Source organism: Paraglaciecola aestuariivivens (genome assembly GCF_052983255.1).
The window spans coordinates 241,498-258,304 of record NZ_JBRKBA010000001.1 but is presented as its reverse complement, the minus strand read 5'-3'; the positions used below and the strand labels follow the sequence as shown (position 1 = coordinate 258,304).

General features: G+C 41.4%; 18 protein-coding genes. 11 read left to right on the top strand and 7 right to left on the bottom strand.

Translation table 11 applies throughout. The annotated features are described in order from the left end of the window. The first annotated feature begins 43 nt into the window (after window positions 1-43). The 4 genes from pcnB (at window position 44) to panC (ending at window position 3,582) form a co-directional block, all read left to right on the top strand. On the top strand, window positions 44-1,339 hold the full coding sequence (gene pcnB / locus ACVCDT_RS01295; protein WP_447131266.1) for a polynucleotide adenylyltransferase PcnB: 1,296 nt from the start codon (window positions 44-46) through the stop codon (window positions 1,337-1,339). After that, on the top strand, window positions 1,336-1,833 hold the full coding sequence (gene folK / locus ACVCDT_RS01290; RefSeq protein WP_447130931.1) for a 2-amino-4-hydroxy-6-hydroxymethyldihydropteridine diphosphokinase: 498 nt from the start codon (window positions 1,336-1,338) through the stop codon (window positions 1,831-1,833). Before pcnB ends, folK begins: the two co-directional genes overlap by 4 nt. Window positions 1,834-1,914: 81 nt before the next feature. Continuing rightward, window positions 1,915-2,712 carry a 3-methyl-2-oxobutanoate hydroxymethyltransferase gene (gene panB / locus ACVCDT_RS01285; protein ID WP_447130930.1) on the top strand — a complete coding sequence of 266 codons (798 nt, stop codon included), beginning with the start codon at window positions 1,915-1,917 and terminating at the stop codon, window positions 2,710-2,712. A gap of 21 nt (window positions 2,713-2,733) precedes the next feature. Beyond that, window positions 2,734-3,582: a pantoate--beta-alanine ligase gene (gene panC, locus ACVCDT_RS01280; RefSeq protein ID WP_447130929.1), complete on the top strand. Its 849-nt coding sequence runs from the start codon at window positions 2,734-2,736 to the stop codon at window positions 3,580-3,582. A 33-nt stretch (window positions 3,583-3,615) separates the two neighbouring features. Here the strand turns inward: panC and panP are convergent, their stop codons facing one another. After that, complete coding sequence (panP, locus tag ACVCDT_RS01275) at window positions 3,616-5,205, bottom strand: pyridoxal-dependent aspartate 1-decarboxylase PanP (protein WP_447130928.1); 1,590 nt, start codon at window positions 5,203-5,205, stop codon at window positions 3,616-3,618. A gap of 155 nt (window positions 5,206-5,360) precedes the next feature. Between panP and ACVCDT_RS01270 the strand changes: the two genes are divergently transcribed. Further along, window positions 5,361-6,074 (top strand): EAL domain-containing protein, encoded by a 714-nt coding sequence (locus ACVCDT_RS01270; protein ID WP_447130927.1) that lies wholly within the window; start codon window positions 5,361-5,363, stop codon window positions 6,072-6,074. An 8-nt stretch (window positions 6,075-6,082) separates the two neighbouring features. Here the strand turns inward: ACVCDT_RS01270 and trmB are convergent, their stop codons facing one another. The 4 genes from trmB to pdsO form a co-directional block, all read right to left on the bottom strand. Next, the gene (trmB, locus tag ACVCDT_RS01265) at window positions 6,083-6,745 is read right to left on the bottom strand and encodes a tRNA (guanine(46)-N(7))-methyltransferase TrmB (RefSeq protein WP_447130926.1); all 663 of its coding nucleotides are present in this window, start codon (window positions 6,743-6,745) and stop codon (window positions 6,083-6,085) included. After that, window positions 6,745-7,515, bottom strand: coding sequence for an ABC transporter permease (locus ACVCDT_RS01260; protein WP_447130925.1), 771 nt, complete (start codon window positions 7,513-7,515; stop codon window positions 6,745-6,747). Before ACVCDT_RS01260 ends, trmB begins: the two co-directional genes overlap by 1 nt. Continuing rightward, complete coding sequence (locus ACVCDT_RS01255; protein ID WP_447130924.1) at window positions 7,512-8,471, bottom strand: ABC transporter ATP-binding protein; 960 nt, start codon at window positions 8,469-8,471, stop codon at window positions 7,512-7,514. The genes ACVCDT_RS01260 and ACVCDT_RS01255 overlap by 4 nt, the downstream gene beginning before the upstream one ends. Before the next feature lie 332 nt (window positions 8,472-8,803). Continuing rightward, on the bottom strand, window positions 8,804-9,535 hold the full coding sequence (pdsO, locus tag ACVCDT_RS01250) for a sortase-associated OmpA-like protein PdsO (protein ID WP_447130923.1): 732 nt from the start codon (window positions 9,533-9,535) through the stop codon (window positions 8,804-8,806). A gap of 232 nt (window positions 9,536-9,767) precedes the next feature. On the opposite strand from pdsO, the gene pdsR reads away from it, so the two are divergent. Together pdsR and pdsS are read left to right on the top strand one after the other, a co-directional pair. Continuing rightward, entirely contained in the window at window positions 9,768-10,460 is a 693-nt protein-coding gene (gene pdsR, locus ACVCDT_RS01245; RefSeq protein ID WP_447130922.1) for a proteobacterial dedicated sortase system response regulator, read from the top strand. A gap of 16 nt (window positions 10,461-10,476) precedes the next feature. Continuing rightward, window positions 10,477-12,636, top strand: a complete 2,160-nt coding sequence (gene pdsS, locus ACVCDT_RS01240; protein ID WP_447130921.1) for a proteobacterial dedicated sortase system histidine kinase — start codon at window positions 10,477-10,479, stop codon at window positions 12,634-12,636. Here the strand turns inward: pdsS and ACVCDT_RS01235 are convergent. Continuing rightward, entirely contained in the window at window positions 12,629-12,841 is a 213-nt protein-coding gene (locus ACVCDT_RS01235) for a hypothetical protein (protein ID WP_447130920.1), read from the bottom strand. The genes pdsS and ACVCDT_RS01235 overlap by 8 nt on opposite strands. A 45-nt stretch (window positions 12,842-12,886) precedes the next feature. Continuing rightward, a complete protein-coding gene (gene yjjX / locus ACVCDT_RS01230; protein WP_447130919.1) occupies window positions 12,887-13,414 on the bottom strand; it encodes an inosine/xanthosine triphosphatase in 528 nt (175 codons plus the stop codon). 168 nt (window positions 13,415-13,582) lie between these two features. On the opposite strand from yjjX, the gene ACVCDT_RS01225 reads away from it, so the two are divergent. The 4 genes from ACVCDT_RS01225 to ACVCDT_RS01210 all read left to right on the top strand — a co-directional run bounded on the left by ACVCDT_RS01225 (window position 13,583) and on the right by ACVCDT_RS01210 (window position 16,680). Continuing rightward, window positions 13,583-13,756 (top strand): hypothetical protein, encoded by a 174-nt coding sequence (locus tag ACVCDT_RS01225; protein WP_447130918.1) that lies wholly within the window; start codon window positions 13,583-13,585, stop codon window positions 13,754-13,756. A 15-nt stretch (window positions 13,757-13,771) separates the two neighbouring features. Further along, a complete protein-coding gene (locus tag ACVCDT_RS01220) occupies window positions 13,772-14,527 on the top strand; it encodes an MBL fold metallo-hydrolase (RefSeq protein ID WP_447130917.1) in 756 nt (251 codons plus the stop codon). 158 nt (window positions 14,528-14,685) lie between these two features. Continuing rightward, window positions 14,686-14,952, top strand: a complete 267-nt coding sequence (locus ACVCDT_RS01215) for a DUF4212 domain-containing protein (protein WP_447130916.1) — start codon at window positions 14,686-14,688, stop codon at window positions 14,950-14,952. A 6-nt stretch (window positions 14,953-14,958) separates the two neighbouring features. Beyond that, window positions 14,959-16,680 carry a sodium:solute symporter family protein gene (locus ACVCDT_RS01210; protein ID WP_447130915.1) on the top strand — a complete coding sequence of 574 codons (1,722 nt, stop codon included), beginning with the start codon at window positions 14,959-14,961 and terminating at the stop codon, window positions 16,678-16,680. The last annotated feature ends 127 nt before the right edge of the window (window positions 16,681-16,807 follow it).

Genomic DNA, 16,807 nt, shown 5'->3' with positions numbered 1-16,807 from the left:
CAGTAAACCAGCCCCTCAAACGACTGAGCTGGTGGCAAAAGTGATCCCGCGTTCTGAACACTCTGTCTCTCGTTCCTCAATGAGTGAAAATGCGCTCAAAGTGCTTTATCGACTGCACAATAGTGGTTATCAAGCTTATTTAGTTGGCGGTTGTGTGCGCGACGCACTTTTAGGTAAAGAGCCCAAAGATTTTGATGTCACTACCGATGCTACGCCAGAACAAGTTAAAGCCTTGTTTCGTAATTGCCGTTTAATAGGTCGACGCTTTCGGTTGGCACATATTGTTTTTGGTCGAGAAATTATTGAAGTTGCTACCTTTAGAGGGCATCACGAAAATAACCAAGATGAACAATCTAAAGTCAGTAAACAAAGTGATAAAGGCCAACTATTACGAGATAACGTATTTGGCAGCATAGAAGAAGACGCACAACGTCGCGACTTCACTATTAACGCCATGTATTACAACATAGCCGACTATTCAATTAGTGATTTTGCTGGTGGCATGCAAGCCATTAAAAACAAAGAAATTGCCCTAATAGGTGACCCTGAAACTCGTTACCGGGAAGATCCTGTACGCATGTTAAGAGCCGTAAGGTTTGCGGCTAAATTAAATATGCAGATTGCACCAAAGAGTGCTGAACCCATTAAAGCCTTAGCGCCACTATTGGCCAATATTCCCCCAGCTAGACTGTTTGAAGAAGTATTAAAATTATTCTTGTCTGGGCAAGGCCTAGTAACCTATAAGTTGTTAGCTGAATACCATTTATTTGAACCCTTATTTCCTCAACTTGCGCCTTTGTTACAGCAACCAGACAGTCGCGAATCGCGCTTTGTAGAGCAAGTGCTTACTAATACAGATAACCGCATTAATACTGGGCAAAGGGTCACGCCAGCCTTTATATTTGCGGCATTTATGTGGTATCCATTAGAAGAGCGTTGCCAGCAACTTATGGTTGAAGGTGGGTTAAATTACTTTGATGCCTTTAACTTAGCCTTGAACGATGTATTGCACCGTCAGATTCAACGCATAATGATCCCTAAGCGTTTTACCGCACCTATACGTGAAATCTGGCAACTGCAAAATCGTTTACCTAAACGTTATGGTCGTCGTGCCTATCAATTATTGGAACATCCTAAATTTAGGGCCGCTTACGACTTTTTATTGTTGCGCGGGCAAATAGAAGGTGGTGAATTATTTGAGTTGGCCGAGTGGTGGACTGATTTTCAAGAAGCTAGCGAAGACCAACGAAAGAACATGTTGCAAAAGCTACGTGAACAAAATGGCGGGCCTACTCGACGTCCAAGGCGTCCGCGCAGAAAGCCAAAACCTAAAGCATGAATCCGGTCTATATAGGATTAGGCAGCAATTTAGCTGATCCTGAACAACAACTTGCGACTGCAATTAAGTGTTTAGACAGCCTGCCTAATACACACTTGGTTTGTCATTCGAGTTTGTATTCTAGCTTGCCTATGGGGCCAACAGATCAACCCAATTATGTAAACGCAGTAGCATTAATTAATAGCCAACTCTCGCCTGTAGAGATGTTAGCTAAAACTCAAGCCATTGAGCTACAGCAAGGGCGAGTAAGAAAAGCTAACCGTTGGGGACCTCGAACCTTAGACCTAGATATTTTGCTCTATGCAAACCTAAGCATGCACACAGACAGTTTAACCATCCCACATTACGGCATGAAAGAACGCGAGTTTGTGTTATATCCCTTATTCGAAATAGCGCCAGAGTTAATCTTACCTTGTGGTGAAAAGCTTGCTGAGTTAGTTAAGCGCTGTCCGTTAAACGGCTTGCAAAAATTAAAGCCAGGTATGCAAAGTTAATTATTTTATAGAAATACTTTATAGTGCAGGGTTAATAAACCAAAAACCTATTAAAGATTAGCAATAGTGGGTGAAATCAGAATGAAAAAAGTCACAACCTCAAGCTTGCTAAAAATGAAGCAAGAGAGCAAAAAAATTACTGCGCTAACTGCTTACGATGCAAGTTTTGCTAAGTTATTTGATCAACAAGGGGTAGATCTCTTATTGATTGGTGACTCGTTAGGCATGGTATTAAAAGGTGAAGATGACACCCTAAACGTAACGGTTGAAGAGGTGGCTTATCATACTGCAGCAGTAAGAAAAGGCGTAGAGCGAGCATTTGTAGTGGCCGACATGCCCTTTATGTCTTACTCCACTCCAGAGCAAGCTTATTTAAATGCCGCAGAGCTAATGAAAGCTGGCGCCAGCATGGTTAAATTAGAAGGCGGAGCATGGCTGTTAGACACCATTAAAGGTTTACATGAGCGCAGCGTACCTGTGTGTGGACATTTAGGTTTAACCCCTCAGTCTGTACATGTATTTGGTGGTTTTAAAGTCCAAGGCCGAGACGATTTACAGGCCGAAAGCATTTTAGAGCAGGCAAAATTGTTAGAGCAAGCTGGCATTCAGCTATTAGTACTAGAGTGTATCCCAGTCGATTTAGCCGCAAAAATTACCCAAGCTTTAAGCATACCTGTGATAGGCATTGGTGCGGGAGCCGAAACCGATGGGCAAATTTTGGTGATGCACGATATGTTAGGCATTAGTGCCAATTACATGCCTAAGTTTTCTAAAAATTATTTGACCCTCACCAACGATATTCGCGAAGCCGTGAATTTATATATTCAAGATGTGCAAGAAGGGCAGTTTCCTTCTGAGCAACATAGTTTTAACTCATAAGTTTTTAAGGCCATTAGTGTTATGCAATTAATTAGTGATATTTCAGACTTGCGTGAGACTCGCCGTCGTTGGCAAGCTGAAACTAAAGTTATTGCCTTTGTGCCAACCATGGGCAATTTACACCAAGGCCACCTTAACTTAGTTAGAGAAGCCAAAAAGCACGCCGACATAGTAGTAGTATCAATTTTTGTAAACCCTATGCAGTTTGGCCCAGATGAAGATTTAGATGCCTATCCGCGCACCTTAGACAACGACTGCGAAGCGTTAAAATCTCTTGGGGTGGACGCTTTGTTTTTACCTAAAGTAGCGGACATTTATGCCAGAGGTTTAGAACAACAGACCTTTGTTGAAGTGCCTGGCTTGTCTTATATGATCTGTGGTGCCAGTCGACCTGGGCATTTTCGCGGTGTTGCCACCATAGTGTGTAAATTATTTAATATGGTGCAACCTAATGTGGCACTGTTTGGCGAAAAAGACTTTCAACAATTGCAAGTGATTAAAGCCATGGTAACTGACTTATCTATGAACCTTCAGGTCATAGGTGTGCCAACCACTCGAGAATCAGATGGTTTAGCAATGAGCTCAAGAAATCACTATTTGCGTGACGAAGAGCGTAAGTTAGCACCTACTTTATATAAAAATATGCTAGCCATGGCAGAAGAAATTAAAGCAGGTAGACGAGACTTTTCGCGCTTGGCGCAAAGTTATAAAGCAAAGTTGGCAGAATTAGGTTTTAAACCTGATTATTTAGAAGTGCGTAATGCCCATTCATTGTTACAACCTAGCCACGAAGACTCAGAGATAGTGTTGTTAGCTGCCGCGTTTTTAGGTAAAACCCGCCTAATCGACAACCTTCAAATCAGCTTATAAAACTAAGCTAGCCCAGACGTTTGTGATTCTGGGCTAACAGCCAAGCTGCTGCCATATGCTACTTTGCTTAGCATGTACTAATTGCTCATTTAATATATTGGTTAGATCCGCTTCTGTGGTTAGTGGATTGGCTAACACCACTCTAAATACAGTAATGGCTTGTTTAGGGTAAGCATGGGTTGTTAAGCGGGTACGAGACACAAAAGAGCGCCCTGCTTCACGTTGATTCTTTTGCACTTCAACTGTTAGCCTATCTAATAATTCATTGGCTTGTAGCAACTTACTGGATTGTTGTTGTAATGCATGTGGGCACACTCTATAGGTGAGCAAAGACAAAGTGGGGGTAGTTACTAATTCAAAGTCAGGGTGCGCCTCTATCATAGCGGCAAAGCGTTTAGCTTTAGCTATGCTTTGATCAATTAATAATTGGTAACCTTTACGACCAAAAATATGTAATGAAGCATAGACCATCATGGCCATACCATTACGTGAACCTTCTAAAGTGGTAGCCCCTAAGTCTTTAGAGCCAGCTCGTAAAATATATTGAGCATGATGGCGCACTGCATTGCTGTCGTTAGGGTTTTTAAACAACACCATGCCAGCACCCATAGGCACATACATTTGTTTATGTGCATCTAAGGTAACAGAATCAGCCTTCTCAATTCCTTTAAGCAGACCTTTATGCTGCTCTGAAAACAAGGTAGCGCCACCCCAAGCGGCATCTACATGAAAATGACAGCCTAGCTCTTTGGCTACATCGGCTAATTCGTCTAAGGGGTCCACATCACCTGTTTCTGTGGTGCCTGCTATGCCAACTATGGCTAATAACTTATTGCCTTGTTGCTGATATTGCTTACCCACAGCTAGGGCCTGTTCAGCCGACAATCTTTGGGTAGGGCAATCAACGGTTAACATTTGTTGTCTGCCTAAGCCCAGTACGTCTACTGCTTTAGACAGCGAATAGTGGCCGCGTTTTGATGAGAGAATACCTAGTTTCTTATATCCATAGTGTTGCATGCCAGCAGCAAGCCCATCATGACTTACCCCTTTAAAGTCGCCATCGGCGGCCAAAGCATTGTTTCTGGCTACCCACAAAGCGGTTATATTGGCAATGGTGCCACCCGAACAAAACGCGCCAAGTGCATGGCTAGCACTGTGTAAATAGTTTTGATAAAAGTCACTGGGCTGGTTATACACCATCTGGTGCAGCATACCTAAAACTTGACGCTCTAAAGGCGTAAAGGCTTTAGAGGTTTCTATTTTTACTAGGTTTTGGTTAAGACCAACCAGCAACTTGGCTAATGGCAGGTGGAAATAAGGCAAGGCGGAGGTCATATGCCCAATAAAAGTAGGTGAATAGGTATTAACCGAGTTAGCTACCAGTTTGTCTAACAAATCCGCTGCGTGTTTAGACACAAATTCGGGAGATTCTGGCACCACAAAGTCAGCAAAACTTTGTTCGATTTGCTCTAATGAATTAACTTTGGCCACTACATGCTGCGACAAAAAGTCAGAGAGATTATCTGAAAGATGATTTTCAATCTGTGCAAGTGTAGAGTCTTTGCCTTCAGGCTTAGTAAACACCTTATACAAAAATTCTAAACTGACTTCAGCTTCACCCACAATACAACCTTAAATTCAACAGGAAAGTCGCGCACTTTACCTTAAATACTCAAATAGACCAATAGGCATGATATTGCACAGCCAAGTATTGACCTAGCAATTATTAAAATCATGGTATATCTTGAAAATACAGGATGTTAAAGAATTGATGGCAAATGCAGGTAACTGAAGTTAAAGACAGTTTTGATTTAGATAATATTGTGCCATTTTTCCAACCTATTATGGACTTGGAAAACAACACAGTGTGCAGTTATGAATGCCTAGCAAGGCTACTGACCTTAGATCAACACAGTTTTTTACCCACAGAGTTTTTGTTTCTGGTTGAACGCCAGCAATCGGTCTCGCAACTTACCCAAACTGTGTTTAGTCGCAGTGCCAGTTATTTTAGAGACTTAAACCTAGCCTGGAATATCAACTTAAGTTTGGCTGATTTAACCGACGCCGACACTATCACTTTTTTACGTTCACAGTTGTTGGATTATCCTAACCCTCAACGTATTTCTATCGAAATCACCGCACAAAATGCTTTGTCAGACACTTTAGTGTTTTTACGTTTTGCCGAGTTATGTCGTCAACTTAAACTTAAAATAGTGATAGACAACGTTAATCAGCACAGTGCCGATTTAAAAACCTTATTAAGTTTGCCCATTTCTGGGGTGAAAGTTTCGGCTAAGCTGCTTGAACAACTCGATGAAAACCAAGAGCTAAGCGATTTTATGCAGCAACTAATCCAAGAAGCCAACCACAAAAGTGTTGATTTGATTGCTGAGCGAATCGAACGAGGCAGCAGCTTACAAAAAGCCAAAGAGCTAGGCATTCGTTATGCCCAAGGCTTTTATTTTAGCCAACCTAAAGCCAGCACCGACTAGCTAAATGATTAGCTATTTAGATCGACTATCAATCGCCAACTTGACTGACCGCTCTGCCAATATTTTCGCTCAAAGGGGGTGATGGGCTGGTTGGTTTTATACTCTTGTGCTTGGCAGCTAATATTCGCCATTTGCAAAGCTTGGCAAAATTCTTGAACATAAAGTTGCCAGTTACTTCTTACTTCTAACCTGCCACCTAGTTTAAGCATATCGGCTAAGACCGAGGTCGCATACCAACGTCTTTGTAAATGCGCCGATTTAGGATAAGGGTTAGGATACAAAAGGTAATGTTTACTGAGCTTAATTTTGGCTTGCACTAACAAGGGTAAAAAGTCGTTTAAATCAGCCCTAATCATCAGATAATTATCAACATCTTTAGCATAAGCACGGTGCTTATGGGTACGTAGCGCAGACTTATCTACGCCAATTACCTTGGCTTGCGGGTGGGCTACAGCAATATTCACTGTGCTTTCTCCAACGCCACAACAACTATCTAAAATTATCTCACCTTGCCAATCACCTAACCAGGCCATGGCTTGTTCAAAGGCTTGTTGCGTATGCGCAGAAATAGGTTTTTGACTGGCATGGGTCAACTGCTTTTTAACGACTTTTTCTAGGTTAGGATGAATGCCTAACTGATTAGTGGAGATAAAACGTGTGGTATGTTGCATTAACTACGAATACCTACACCACGTTTAATCAAAGAGTAGGCAAAAGCTAATAAGATCAGGTTAAAGCCAACTAAAATAGCCAAAGACAACCAAAAATTAATTTCTGACACACCTAAAAAGCCATATCTAAAACCGCTAACCATATACACTATAGGGTTGATTTTGCTTACCCACTGCCAAAACTCTGGCAACAAACTCAGTGAATAAAACACTCCGCCAAGATAGGTTAATGGGGTTAATACAAAAGTGGGTACTATGCTGACATCATCAAAAGAGTTGGCAAAAATGCCATTAATTAAGCCTGCTGTGGCAAACAAAATAGCGGTTAACAATAAAGTGATAAGGATCATGGCCAAATTGTAGATTTGAATATCCACAAAAAATAACGAAACAAGGGTAACAATAAAGCCTACTAACACGCCTCTTGCTACACCTCCTCCTACGTACCCCCCAATAATAATCCAGGTAGATACTGGGGCCACTAACAGTTCTTCTAGGTTGCGTTGGTATTTAGCACTATAAAACGAACTAGACACATTGGCATAAGCATTAGTGATCACCGCCATCATAATTAAGCCAGGTACAATAAACTCCATGTAACTAAAGCCACCCATATTGCCTATTCTGCTGCCAATAAGGTTGCCAAAAATCACAAAATACAAAGACATAGTAATGGCAGGTGGCAGTAGAGTTTGGATCCAAATGCGTAAAAAACGTTTGCACTCTTTTATCCAAATGGTGGTTAAAGCCACCATGCTTAGGTTGTTCATTGTTTGTCTCCTGTATTGTTTTGGCTGTCGGTGGCAGTTGCGTTCGATTTACCCGACTCCACCATTCTGACAAACAACTCTTCTAATCGGTTGGACTTGTTACGCATGCTTAATACTTGAATGCCCTTAGTTGTTAATTGTTCAAATACAGGGTTTAGCCCTGATTCTTTAGGCACATCTACTTCTAGGGTGTGCGGGTCTAATAAGCGGCTTTCAAAACCATCTAAATTTAAAGAATCAATATTCTTAGACAGATCTAAAACAAAGGTTTCGATATTCAAAGTGGCTAATAAAGCTTTCATGCTAGTGTTTTGTACAATTTTGCCTTTATCAATAATGGCAATGTTTCTACATAACATTTCGGCTTCTTCAAGGTAATGAGTGGTTAATATAATGGTCACCCCTTGTTGGTTTATTTCTTGTAAGAAAGTCCACATAGAACGGCGAATTTCGATATCTACACCAGCGGTGGGCTCGTCAAGAATAAGTATTCTGGGTTCATGCATTAAGGCGCGGGCAATCATTAAGCGTCTTTTCATACCGCCAGATAACTGCCTAGCAGGTGAATGGCGCTTTTCCCATAAATCCAATTGTTTTAAATATTTTTCGGCTCTGGGTCTGGCTACGCTTCTGGGTACCCCATAATAACCCGCTTGATTCAGCATGATCTGCATCAAGGGTTCGAACATATTAAAGTTAAACTCTTGAGGCACTAAGCCTATACAAGATTTAGCTGCTACCGGTTGCTCGGTTAACGAATAATCAAATACTCGTACCTCGCCCTCGGTTTTATTAACCAAGGAACTGACTATGCCAATAGTGGTAGATTTACCCGCACCGTTAGGTCCAAGTAATGCAAAAAAGTCACCCTGTTCGACTTCTAGGTCAATGCCTTTTAAGGCTTGAGTGCCGCCTTGATAAGTTTTAGTTAACCCTTTGATACTCAGTGCTTTCATTATGTTTTATTTGCCAGATTGATGAATTAATTGAGAGACACAGAAAAATGATAAAAACTATCCTTTTAGCCAGTGTTTAGCGAAGCATTATTTAGCTCCAAGATAGTACCAAATTATGCCTTTTAAATGTGGCAATTTAGTTATTTATCAAGTTGATCATGTTATAAAAGGCGGTAAAGGGTGAGGTAAATTAGCTTTTGATTGATTTATTCGCAGTGTTGGCGCATTAACAAGCTAGGCAATAAAAAAACGGCACCTTAAATTAGGTGCCGCCACAAAAACACTCACTAGCCCTATGTCTACAAAATAACAAAGGACTAATTTTGCCAAGCTTATTTAGTTTGAGGTGAGCGCGCTGCGGTCATAGCAGCATTGCCTTCAGTCACTTTTAATAATACCCGGCGGTCAAAGAAATCATCTTCAAAATCATTGCCTGCGCTTACTAAGCTGGATTCACCATAAGATTGGGTCAAAATTTGTTGCTCCTCAACACCTTGGTTAAGCAAGTAAGCTTTTACGCTTAGAGCTCGTTGTTCAGACAAGGCTTGGTTAAAGCTACTATCACCTCTTTGGTCTGCAAAACCCGACAAAGAAACACTCAGGCTGGGATTTTTTCTAAGCTTTTGAATAATTAAATCTAACTGAGACTTATAGTGATCCTGCAATTTGTAGGAGCCAGTTTTAAATTGAATATTAGATTCGGTGTCTACAACATTTAGCTCTAATGCTTGGCTCATAGATGCAATTTGTTGCATGGCTCGTTGTTTAGATTGTTCGAAGTTCTGCTGCAGAGCATAAAGGTCTTGCTCTTTTTGCTTTAACGACACTTTAGCGTCGGCTAAACGTTTATCAGAATTAATGTCGTCGGCTAGCATAACGCCAAAAATACCGGCCACCACGCCGCCCAGTGGACCTGCAATAGCAGAGCCAATGATCACGCCAGAACTTAAACCAATCACTTCGTTAGTTTGCTCATCTTTAGTGCGTGTATCGGCTAATGCGCTGCCAGACAATAAACCGGCAAAAGTTAGGGCCAAGGTAAGGTTTGTTTTTGTTAATTTCATAAGTCTCTCCTAAGGGGTGTTTGTGATTCCACTCTATTAAACACAGGCTATGTGGCTGATAAAGGGAGAGAAAATGGCAATCTGCCGATGAATTGTGGCGAAAAAATGGAAATTTAAGTTTCAGCTAAGATAGGCCCTTACCCTAGGCAAAATTTAAGATATAGTGCCAATCAAAGGCTAGATCAGCTTGACCAAGTTTAGTTGTTATCAACCAATAAAATAAGCAGGGCTTATGTCAAAACGCATCGCGCTGGTAGAAGATGACCCAGCTCTAAGAGAAAACTACACCGCAGCCTTAACTAAGCAAGGTTACGAAGTGCAAGCCTATGGCAATAGAAATAGTTGTGAACAAGCATTCTTAAAAAGATTACCCGACTTAGCCATAATAGATATTGGCTTAGAAGACGAAATTGATGGGGGCTTTGCGGTTTGCCAATTATTGCGCAGCTTGTCTAAAACCTTGCCTATTATCTTTTTTACCGCAAGGGATAATGATTTCGACACTATATGTGGATTACGCATGGGGGCAGACGATTACTTAACCAAAGACATCAGCTTGCCGCACCTCTTAGCGCGTATTGCCGCTTTATTTAGACGAACAGAGTTATTAAATCAGCCGCAGCAACAATCTGACTTAATTCAAACCGGCGAGCTTAGTATGGACAGCAACCGTATGACGGTTAGCTGGCAGCAGCAAAGCATAGAGCTAACCGTGACCGAGTTTTGGATGTTACATGCCATTGCTAAATTTTCTGGGCATGTTAAAAGCCGCCAACAACTAATGGATGAATCTAAAATGGTGGTAGACGACACCACTATTACTTCTCATATTAAACGAATACGTAAGAAGTTTATGCAAATCGACCCTAACTTTGATTGTATTGAAACCGTCTATGGTATGGGCTACAGGTGGAAAAACCGTTGATTAATAAAGGTAAGGTATGAGCCGCTTGCGTATAGGGTTGCGCCTTAAACTGCTGTTCTTTTCTTCGTTTTTACTGGCCATTCCTTGGCTCGGTTATCAATACGTTTGGGAAATGGAAACCTATTTACGAATTGGGCAAGAACAAACCATGGTAGGTACAGCTAGGGCGGTGGCGACTGCCTTACATGAACGTCCTGCTTTGTTTGATAGTCAGTCTGCGTATTTAACTGATGTGAGGCCAGGTACAGACCTGTACGCACATAAAATTGCCTATCCCATTCAGCTGGATGGAAAGTTAGCCGATTGGCAAGATTATCAACACTTGGCTATTACCTATGGCCAACAAAACCTGATCGATGCTAGGCAAAATTATCAGGCCGAGAGTTTAACCTTTTCGCATATGGTGGGGCAGTTTGATAACTACTTATATGCCATGTTTGATGTTGTAGATGACTCAGTGGTTCTGCGCCCAAAAAACAGTTTACGTATCGATCGTAATGATCATTTGCAAATTGCTATGACCAACGTCGAAGGTGAGTTTCAGCGTTATATAGTAGCGGCTACCGAATCTGGCTGGGTTAATGCTTATAAGTTAAAGCCAGATAGTGAGTCCTTACAAGCTGATGTGTTGGCCACAAAAATTCAAGGTCATTGGCGTAATACTAATCAAGGTTACCAACTAGAATTGCGTTTTCCTTTGGCTATGCTGTCGAGCAAAATTGCCTTTGCTATTGTTGATGTAGATGATCCACAAAGCCGCAAAGTCGAACAAATTATAGGTACAGCTAATCCGGCCAAAGTAGATTCATTGGGCACAGTGTTGGTGCCTTCTCCAGAGATTGAAAAAATTCTAAAGGGCCTACAATATTCTCACGCACGAGTGTGGGTGGTAGATAAACATATGCGGGTTTTAGCACGTTCTGGAGATATTCAGCGGGCTACAGGAGTTAGCAGCGACTTAGACAATCAGCAAACTAAGGGAAGTTGGGACTATATTGAAAAAAATTGGCTATTGCCGCTTTATTATCAAGTATTAACTAAACCCCCAGCCGAGTTTGTGGATGATCTACGCGATGCCTATGCGCTACAAGGACAAGATATTCAACAAGCATTGGCTGGTAGCCCCAGTTCTTTATGGCGTTTAAGTTCAGATAATAAAGCGGTGATTATGTCGGCAGCCCATCCTATTTATATTGATGAAAAAGTCATGGGTGCTGTGGTAGTTGAGCAAACAACCCATGGCATTCGCAGTTTAAGAAACAAAGCCCTAGAGCAGCAATTTCATTATATTTTGTTAGTCATAGGGTTAAGCACTTTGGCGCTGTTTTTAATAGCGACCCGCATTTCATGGCGTATCAGGAAATTAAGAGATGAAACCGAAGGGGCGATAGATCAACAAGGTAAAATCATAGGCAGCATTACCCCTTCTAGCACTAATGATGAAATAGGCGACTTATCTCGCACCTTTACTCAAGTGTTAAACAAATTAAGCCAATACAATGCCTACCTTGAGAATATGGCTTCTCGTTTGTCTCATGAATTGCGAACCCCAGTGGCAATAGTGAATTCGTCTTTAGATAATTTACTGTTAGAAAATCAAACGCCAGATAGTCAAGCTTATGTCGACCGAGCCAAACAAGGTATTACTCGCCTAAGTAAAATACTGTCTAACATGAGCGAAGCCACGCGGTTAGAGCAAGCTATGCAAAGCAACGAAAGAGAAAGTTTTGATCTAGAAGAGTTATTACTAGGATGCGTTGCGGGCTATCGCATGGCTTATGCTAATCGGCAGTTTGAGGTGCAAATTGCGGTATCTAATTCTAAGTTTTTTGGCGCGCCAGAATTGTTCGCGCAAATGTTAGATAAAATCATTGCCAATGCAGTGGAGTTTAGCGCCGTTGACTCTTGTATACAGGTTCAAATGGTTAACAGTGAACAAGGATTCTTAATTACAGTAGCGAATCAAGGCGAGGTGTTGCCCGACAACATGCAAAACCAATTATTTGATTCTATGGTGTCTGTTAGAAAGCAACATCACTCAAGTCAGCCGCATTTAGGCCTGGGCTTGTACATAGCTAAAATCATTGCCACTTACCACAATGGCGATATCAGAATAGATAATCTTAAAGATAAATCTGGGGTAGTTGTCACCTTATTGTTTAAAGCGACTATTTAGGTTTACGGTTACGCCCCATGCCCCAGCCTAAAATGGCTGCACCTGCTATAGCGCCTATCCAAGCAAAAGGTAATACATGTGGGGCTATTTCTTTGCTAAAAATAATAGTTAGCATAGAAAAGATACACAATGCCCAGCCAAACACTTCGACATTGCTTAAATATTTAAATAAAAAAAAGCGCTTATTGGCTTTGGGATCTGACATTTTGTCACTCCGTTTTAGTTAGTCTTTGTAACAGCACATAAAAAATTATGTATAAAGCTGAGTATGAATAAAAGGCGCTAAGGTTAATATTGCGGCTTGAGTATACACACTTTCTCTGCTTGCTTGGCCTTGAGTTAATAACCCAATTGCCCCTTGTTTTTGTTTAACGTTTTGGGTGTTAAATAAGTCATCCATTACCTTACCCAATTCTTGGCCATTTACTAAGGCCTGATAAACCCTTTGGGGTAAAGGTAATTGCGTACTTCGCCCAACCGACACTTTGTGCTCATTGGCAATGGCAATGTAGGCAAAAGTTGCTGGACCATCGGTAAAATTGTGAACGCCACCTTCTATGGCAGCATAATAATCAGCTTGATTTTGAGCTTTACAATAATCAACCCTATTTAGCGCACCTTGGCGTGTTTCTGTTTGTGTCATGGGTTGATCTGCTACCCCAGAAGGGGCGTCTACCCCAACACATTCAATCTGCTCATCAGTAAAAAGCTGACTAAAGGCCTGCTTAATTGCATTTATTTTTACTGGATTACGCGAACCCACCACAATTTTAATCATTGATTTGTTTTAATAAACACCACTTTTGAGCCTTCAGCAGATTTTACCAGTCATTTATTTATAAGACTAAGATTTTGCTTAAATTAACAATAGACTCGATCGATTAAATGCTGAAAGATATACTAGCCAAAGAAGTACCCTGTTTAGAACAAGAGTGTTAATAGTCCTATGAAAAATGCACCGCCAGAATCATTGATCCGTACCTGGGTATGGATGATGTCAGAAAACAAAGATCCAGAATTAATGAACAAAGGCCGTCAAAACCTCATTAACGCCTTTGGTAGTTTGCAAAACGCCATTCAATATATTGAAAAACAAGTAGATTTAGATGATAAAGCTTAAGCTTTATGCAGCTAAATGAAAATTCATGAGATTGGCGGTTATATTCAATCTATCTATTTAGTTGAATATACCGATAAACTTTTATTATTAGACGGCTGCTGCCGAGCTGATATAGGCACAATCACCCGATTTATTAAGCACAGCTTAAACCGCCCACTAAGTGATTTAAAACTGATAGTTGTGACTCATATGCATCCAGATCATGCGGGTGCTGCGCACAAGTTACGAACCATTACCGGCTGTAAAATTGCCTCTGCCAATAAGCCCAAGCAATGGTATACGGGGTTTAAAGGCAGAGCCTTACATCTATTAGATATTACATTGGCAGCTTGGGTGGCCGGTCGTTTAGGTAAACCAAGGCGCAACCTTTGGTATTCACCTTATTTACGTATTGACTATGCGTTAGAAGATCAAAGTTATTTGCCAGATTTTGAAGATTGGCAAGTGCTTACTACGCCTGGGCATACCGACAGAGATTTGTCTTTGTTACACAATGCTTCAATGAGGATTTATGTTGGCGATCTTTTAGTTAAGGTAAAAAATCGTTTTATTGCCCCTATTTCGGTTAATTATCCTGAACAATATAAACAGTCTTTAACTAAGGTTATGCAGCTAAAGCCGGCCAGTGTGATTTTGGCTCATGGCGGCGAAGTAAGCTTTGATGAAGATGACTACACTCAGCTATTAAAACGCGCGCCTAAGTACCCCATCACTATTTTTACTCCCGCCAAAAAGAAATTCCGACGCTTAGTGATACGTAAAAGAGGCTAGTGCTAGATGCTGGCTAATTTATTTATGCTAACTGAGTTTGATGATTGCAAAGTGCATAAGTTAACTTTATGTTAACAAAAGCGAATTTATTGATTCAAACTCAGCATGCCTAGCACTTTTATGGGCAAAGCTGCCAACAACTAATCTAGGAGTAGAGCATGGCATTTGCATCAGAAGCCGATAAAAAAGCCTATTGGCGAGCTAACCTACGTTTATTACTCACTTTGTTGAGCATTTGGTTTTTAGTGTCTTTTGGATGTGGCATTTTGCTGGTTGAACAACTCAATACTATTCAGTTTTTTGGTTTTAAATTAGGCTTTTGGTTTGCCCAGCAAGGGGCCATCTATGTGTTTGTTTTATTGATCTTTATTTACATGCACAAAATGAATCAACTAGATAAAAAGTTTGGCGTGCACGAGGAGTAAAACTAAATGGATATTAAAACCTTAACCTTTTTAATTGTTGGTGCGTCTTTTGTTTTATACCTAGGCATAGCCATTTGGGCCAAAGCTGGCTCCACTCAAGACTTTTATATTGCGGGTGGCGGGGTAAACCCTATTGCCAATGGCATGGCAACAGCAGCAGATTGGATGTCGGCCGCATCTTTTATTTCAATGGCTGGGCTTATTTCTTTTATGGGCTACGACGGTGCCGTGTATTTATTAGGTTGGACAGGGGGCTATGTGTTATTAGCTTTATGTTTGGCACCTTACTTACGTAAATTTGGTAAGTTCACCGTACCCGACTTTATCGGCGACCGTTATTATTCTCAAACCGCACGCACTGTGGCTGTGCTCTGCGCCATCTTTATTTGTTTTACTTACGTAGCTGGGCAAATGCGTGGTGTTGGGGTGGTATTTAGCCGCTTTTTAGAAGTTGATATTACCTCTGGCGTGTTAATTGGTATGGCAGTTGTGTTTTTCTACACGGTATTAGGTGGCATGAAAGGCATTACCTATACCCAAGTGGCGCAATACTGTGTGCTGATTTTTGCTTATCTAGTGCCTGCTGTATTTATTTCAATTATGGTCACTGGCCATGTACTGCCACAAACTGGATTTGGTGGCACCTTAGTGGATGGCTCGGGCATGTATTTGTTGGAAAAGCTCGATGGTTTGTCTGCCGAATTAGGCTTTACTCAATACACCTCGGGCAGTAAAAGTGTATTGGATGTATTTTGTATAACCGCGGCCCTAATGGTGGGTACGGCTGGCTTACCCCATGTAATTGTTCGATTTTTCACTGTGCCTAAGGTGCGCGATGCTCGCAAAAGTGCAGGGTGGGCATTGTTATTTATTGCCATTCTATACACCACAGCCCCTTCAATCGCGGCTTTTGCCAGAGTGAATATGATCGAAACCATCAATGGCCCAAGTACACAAAGCCAACCCGCTACAGGTACAGCTTATGCCGAGGCTCCCAGCTGGATTACCAATTGGCAACAAACAGGCCTGATTAGTTGGCAAGATCACAATGGTGATGGAAAAATGTTTTATTCGGGCGACGAGCGTAACGAAATGCAAATCGACCGCGATATTATGGTGTTAGCTAATCCAGAAATTGCGCAACTGCCAGCTTGGGTAATTGCTTTAGTGGCAGCGGGCGGAGTAGCGGCGGCGTTGTCTACTTCGGCGGGTTTGTTATTGGTGATTTCGACTTCGGTTTCTCACGATTTATTAAAACGTAATTTAGCCCCAAATATTACCGATCGCGCTGAGCTTTTTTACGCCCGATTAGCCGCGGCACTGGCCATTTGTGTGGCGGGTTGGTTTGGGATTAATCCGCCCGGTTTTGTGGCGCAAGTGGTGGCTTTTGCCTTTGGCTTAGCTGCCTCGTCGTTTTTCCCCGCCATTATTATGGGCATATTTTATAAACGCATGAATAGCCAAGGAGCCATAGCTGGCATGTTGGCAGGAATAGGCTTTACCGCCAGTTATATTTTGTATTTTAAATTTATTCAGCCACAAGCGAATGTGGCAGAAAATTGGTGGTTTGGTATTTCGCCCGAGGGTATAGGCACGCTTGGCATGTGTGTGAACTTTTTGGTGGCTATGTTGGTGTTTAAGTTTACCCAAGATGCGCCACAAGATATTCAACAAATGGTAGAAGATATACGTTATCCATCGGGCGCTGGCAAAGCAAGCGCTCACTAATTAATTTATGCCCTTTGCACTTTTAGGCTAAGGGCATCACAGCTTTAGTTAACAATAAAATCCAAGGCATTGCCGTAATTGGTGTTATCTGCCTGATATTTCATTTGTATTTTGCTTATTTGTTCTA

Bases quoted from the DNA above. Each gene is read 5' to 3' on its own strand.
- ACVCDT_RS01235 (WP_447130920.1), bottom strand. From the start codon at position 12,841: ATGTCAGATCCCAAAGCCAATAAGCGCTTTTTTTTATTTAAATATTTA.
- ACVCDT_RS01260 (WP_447130925.1), bottom strand. From the start codon at position 7,515: ATGAACAACCTAAGCATGGTGGCTTTAACCACCATTTGGATAAAAGAG.
- pdsR (WP_447130922.1), top strand. From the start codon at position 9,768: ATGTCAAAACGCATCGCGCTGGTAGAAGATGACCCAGCTCTAAGAGAA.
- ACVCDT_RS01210 (WP_447130915.1), top strand. From the start codon at position 14,959: ATGGATATTAAAACCTTAACCTTTTTAATTGTTGGTGCGTCTTTTGTT.
- ACVCDT_RS01215 (WP_447130916.1), top strand. From the start codon at position 14,686: ATGGCATTTGCATCAGAAGCCGATAAAAAAGCCTATTGGCGAGCTAAC.
- folK (WP_447130931.1), top strand. From the start codon at position 1,336: ATGAATCCGGTCTATATAGGATTAGGCAGCAATTTAGCTGATCCTGAA.
- yjjX (WP_447130919.1), bottom strand. From the start codon at position 13,414: ATGATTAAAATTGTGGTGGGTTCGCGTAATCCAGTAAAAATAAATGCA.
- panB (WP_447130930.1), top strand. From the start codon at position 1,915: ATGAAAAAAGTCACAACCTCAAGCTTGCTAAAAATGAAGCAAGAGAGC.
- panC (WP_447130929.1), top strand. From the start codon at position 2,734: ATGCAATTAATTAGTGATATTTCAGACTTGCGTGAGACTCGCCGTCGT.
- pdsS (WP_447130921.1), top strand. From the start codon at position 10,477: ATGAGCCGCTTGCGTATAGGGTTGCGCCTTAAACTGCTGTTCTTTTCT.
- ACVCDT_RS01225 (WP_447130918.1), top strand. From the start codon at position 13,583: ATGAAAAATGCACCGCCAGAATCATTGATCCGTACCTGGGTATGGATG.
- ACVCDT_RS01255 (WP_447130924.1), bottom strand. From the start codon at position 8,471: ATGAAAGCACTGAGTATCAAAGGGTTAACTAAAACTTATCAAGGCGGC.
- ACVCDT_RS01220 (WP_447130917.1), top strand. From the start codon at position 13,772: ATGAAAATTCATGAGATTGGCGGTTATATTCAATCTATCTATTTAGTT.
- ACVCDT_RS01270 (WP_447130927.1), top strand. From the start codon at position 5,361: ATGCAGGTAACTGAAGTTAAAGACAGTTTTGATTTAGATAATATTGTG.
- trmB (WP_447130926.1), bottom strand. From the start codon at position 6,745: ATGCAACATACCACACGTTTTATCTCCACTAATCAGTTAGGCATTCAT.
- pdsO (WP_447130923.1), bottom strand. From the start codon at position 9,535: ATGAAATTAACAAAAACAAACCTTACCTTGGCCCTAACTTTTGCCGGT.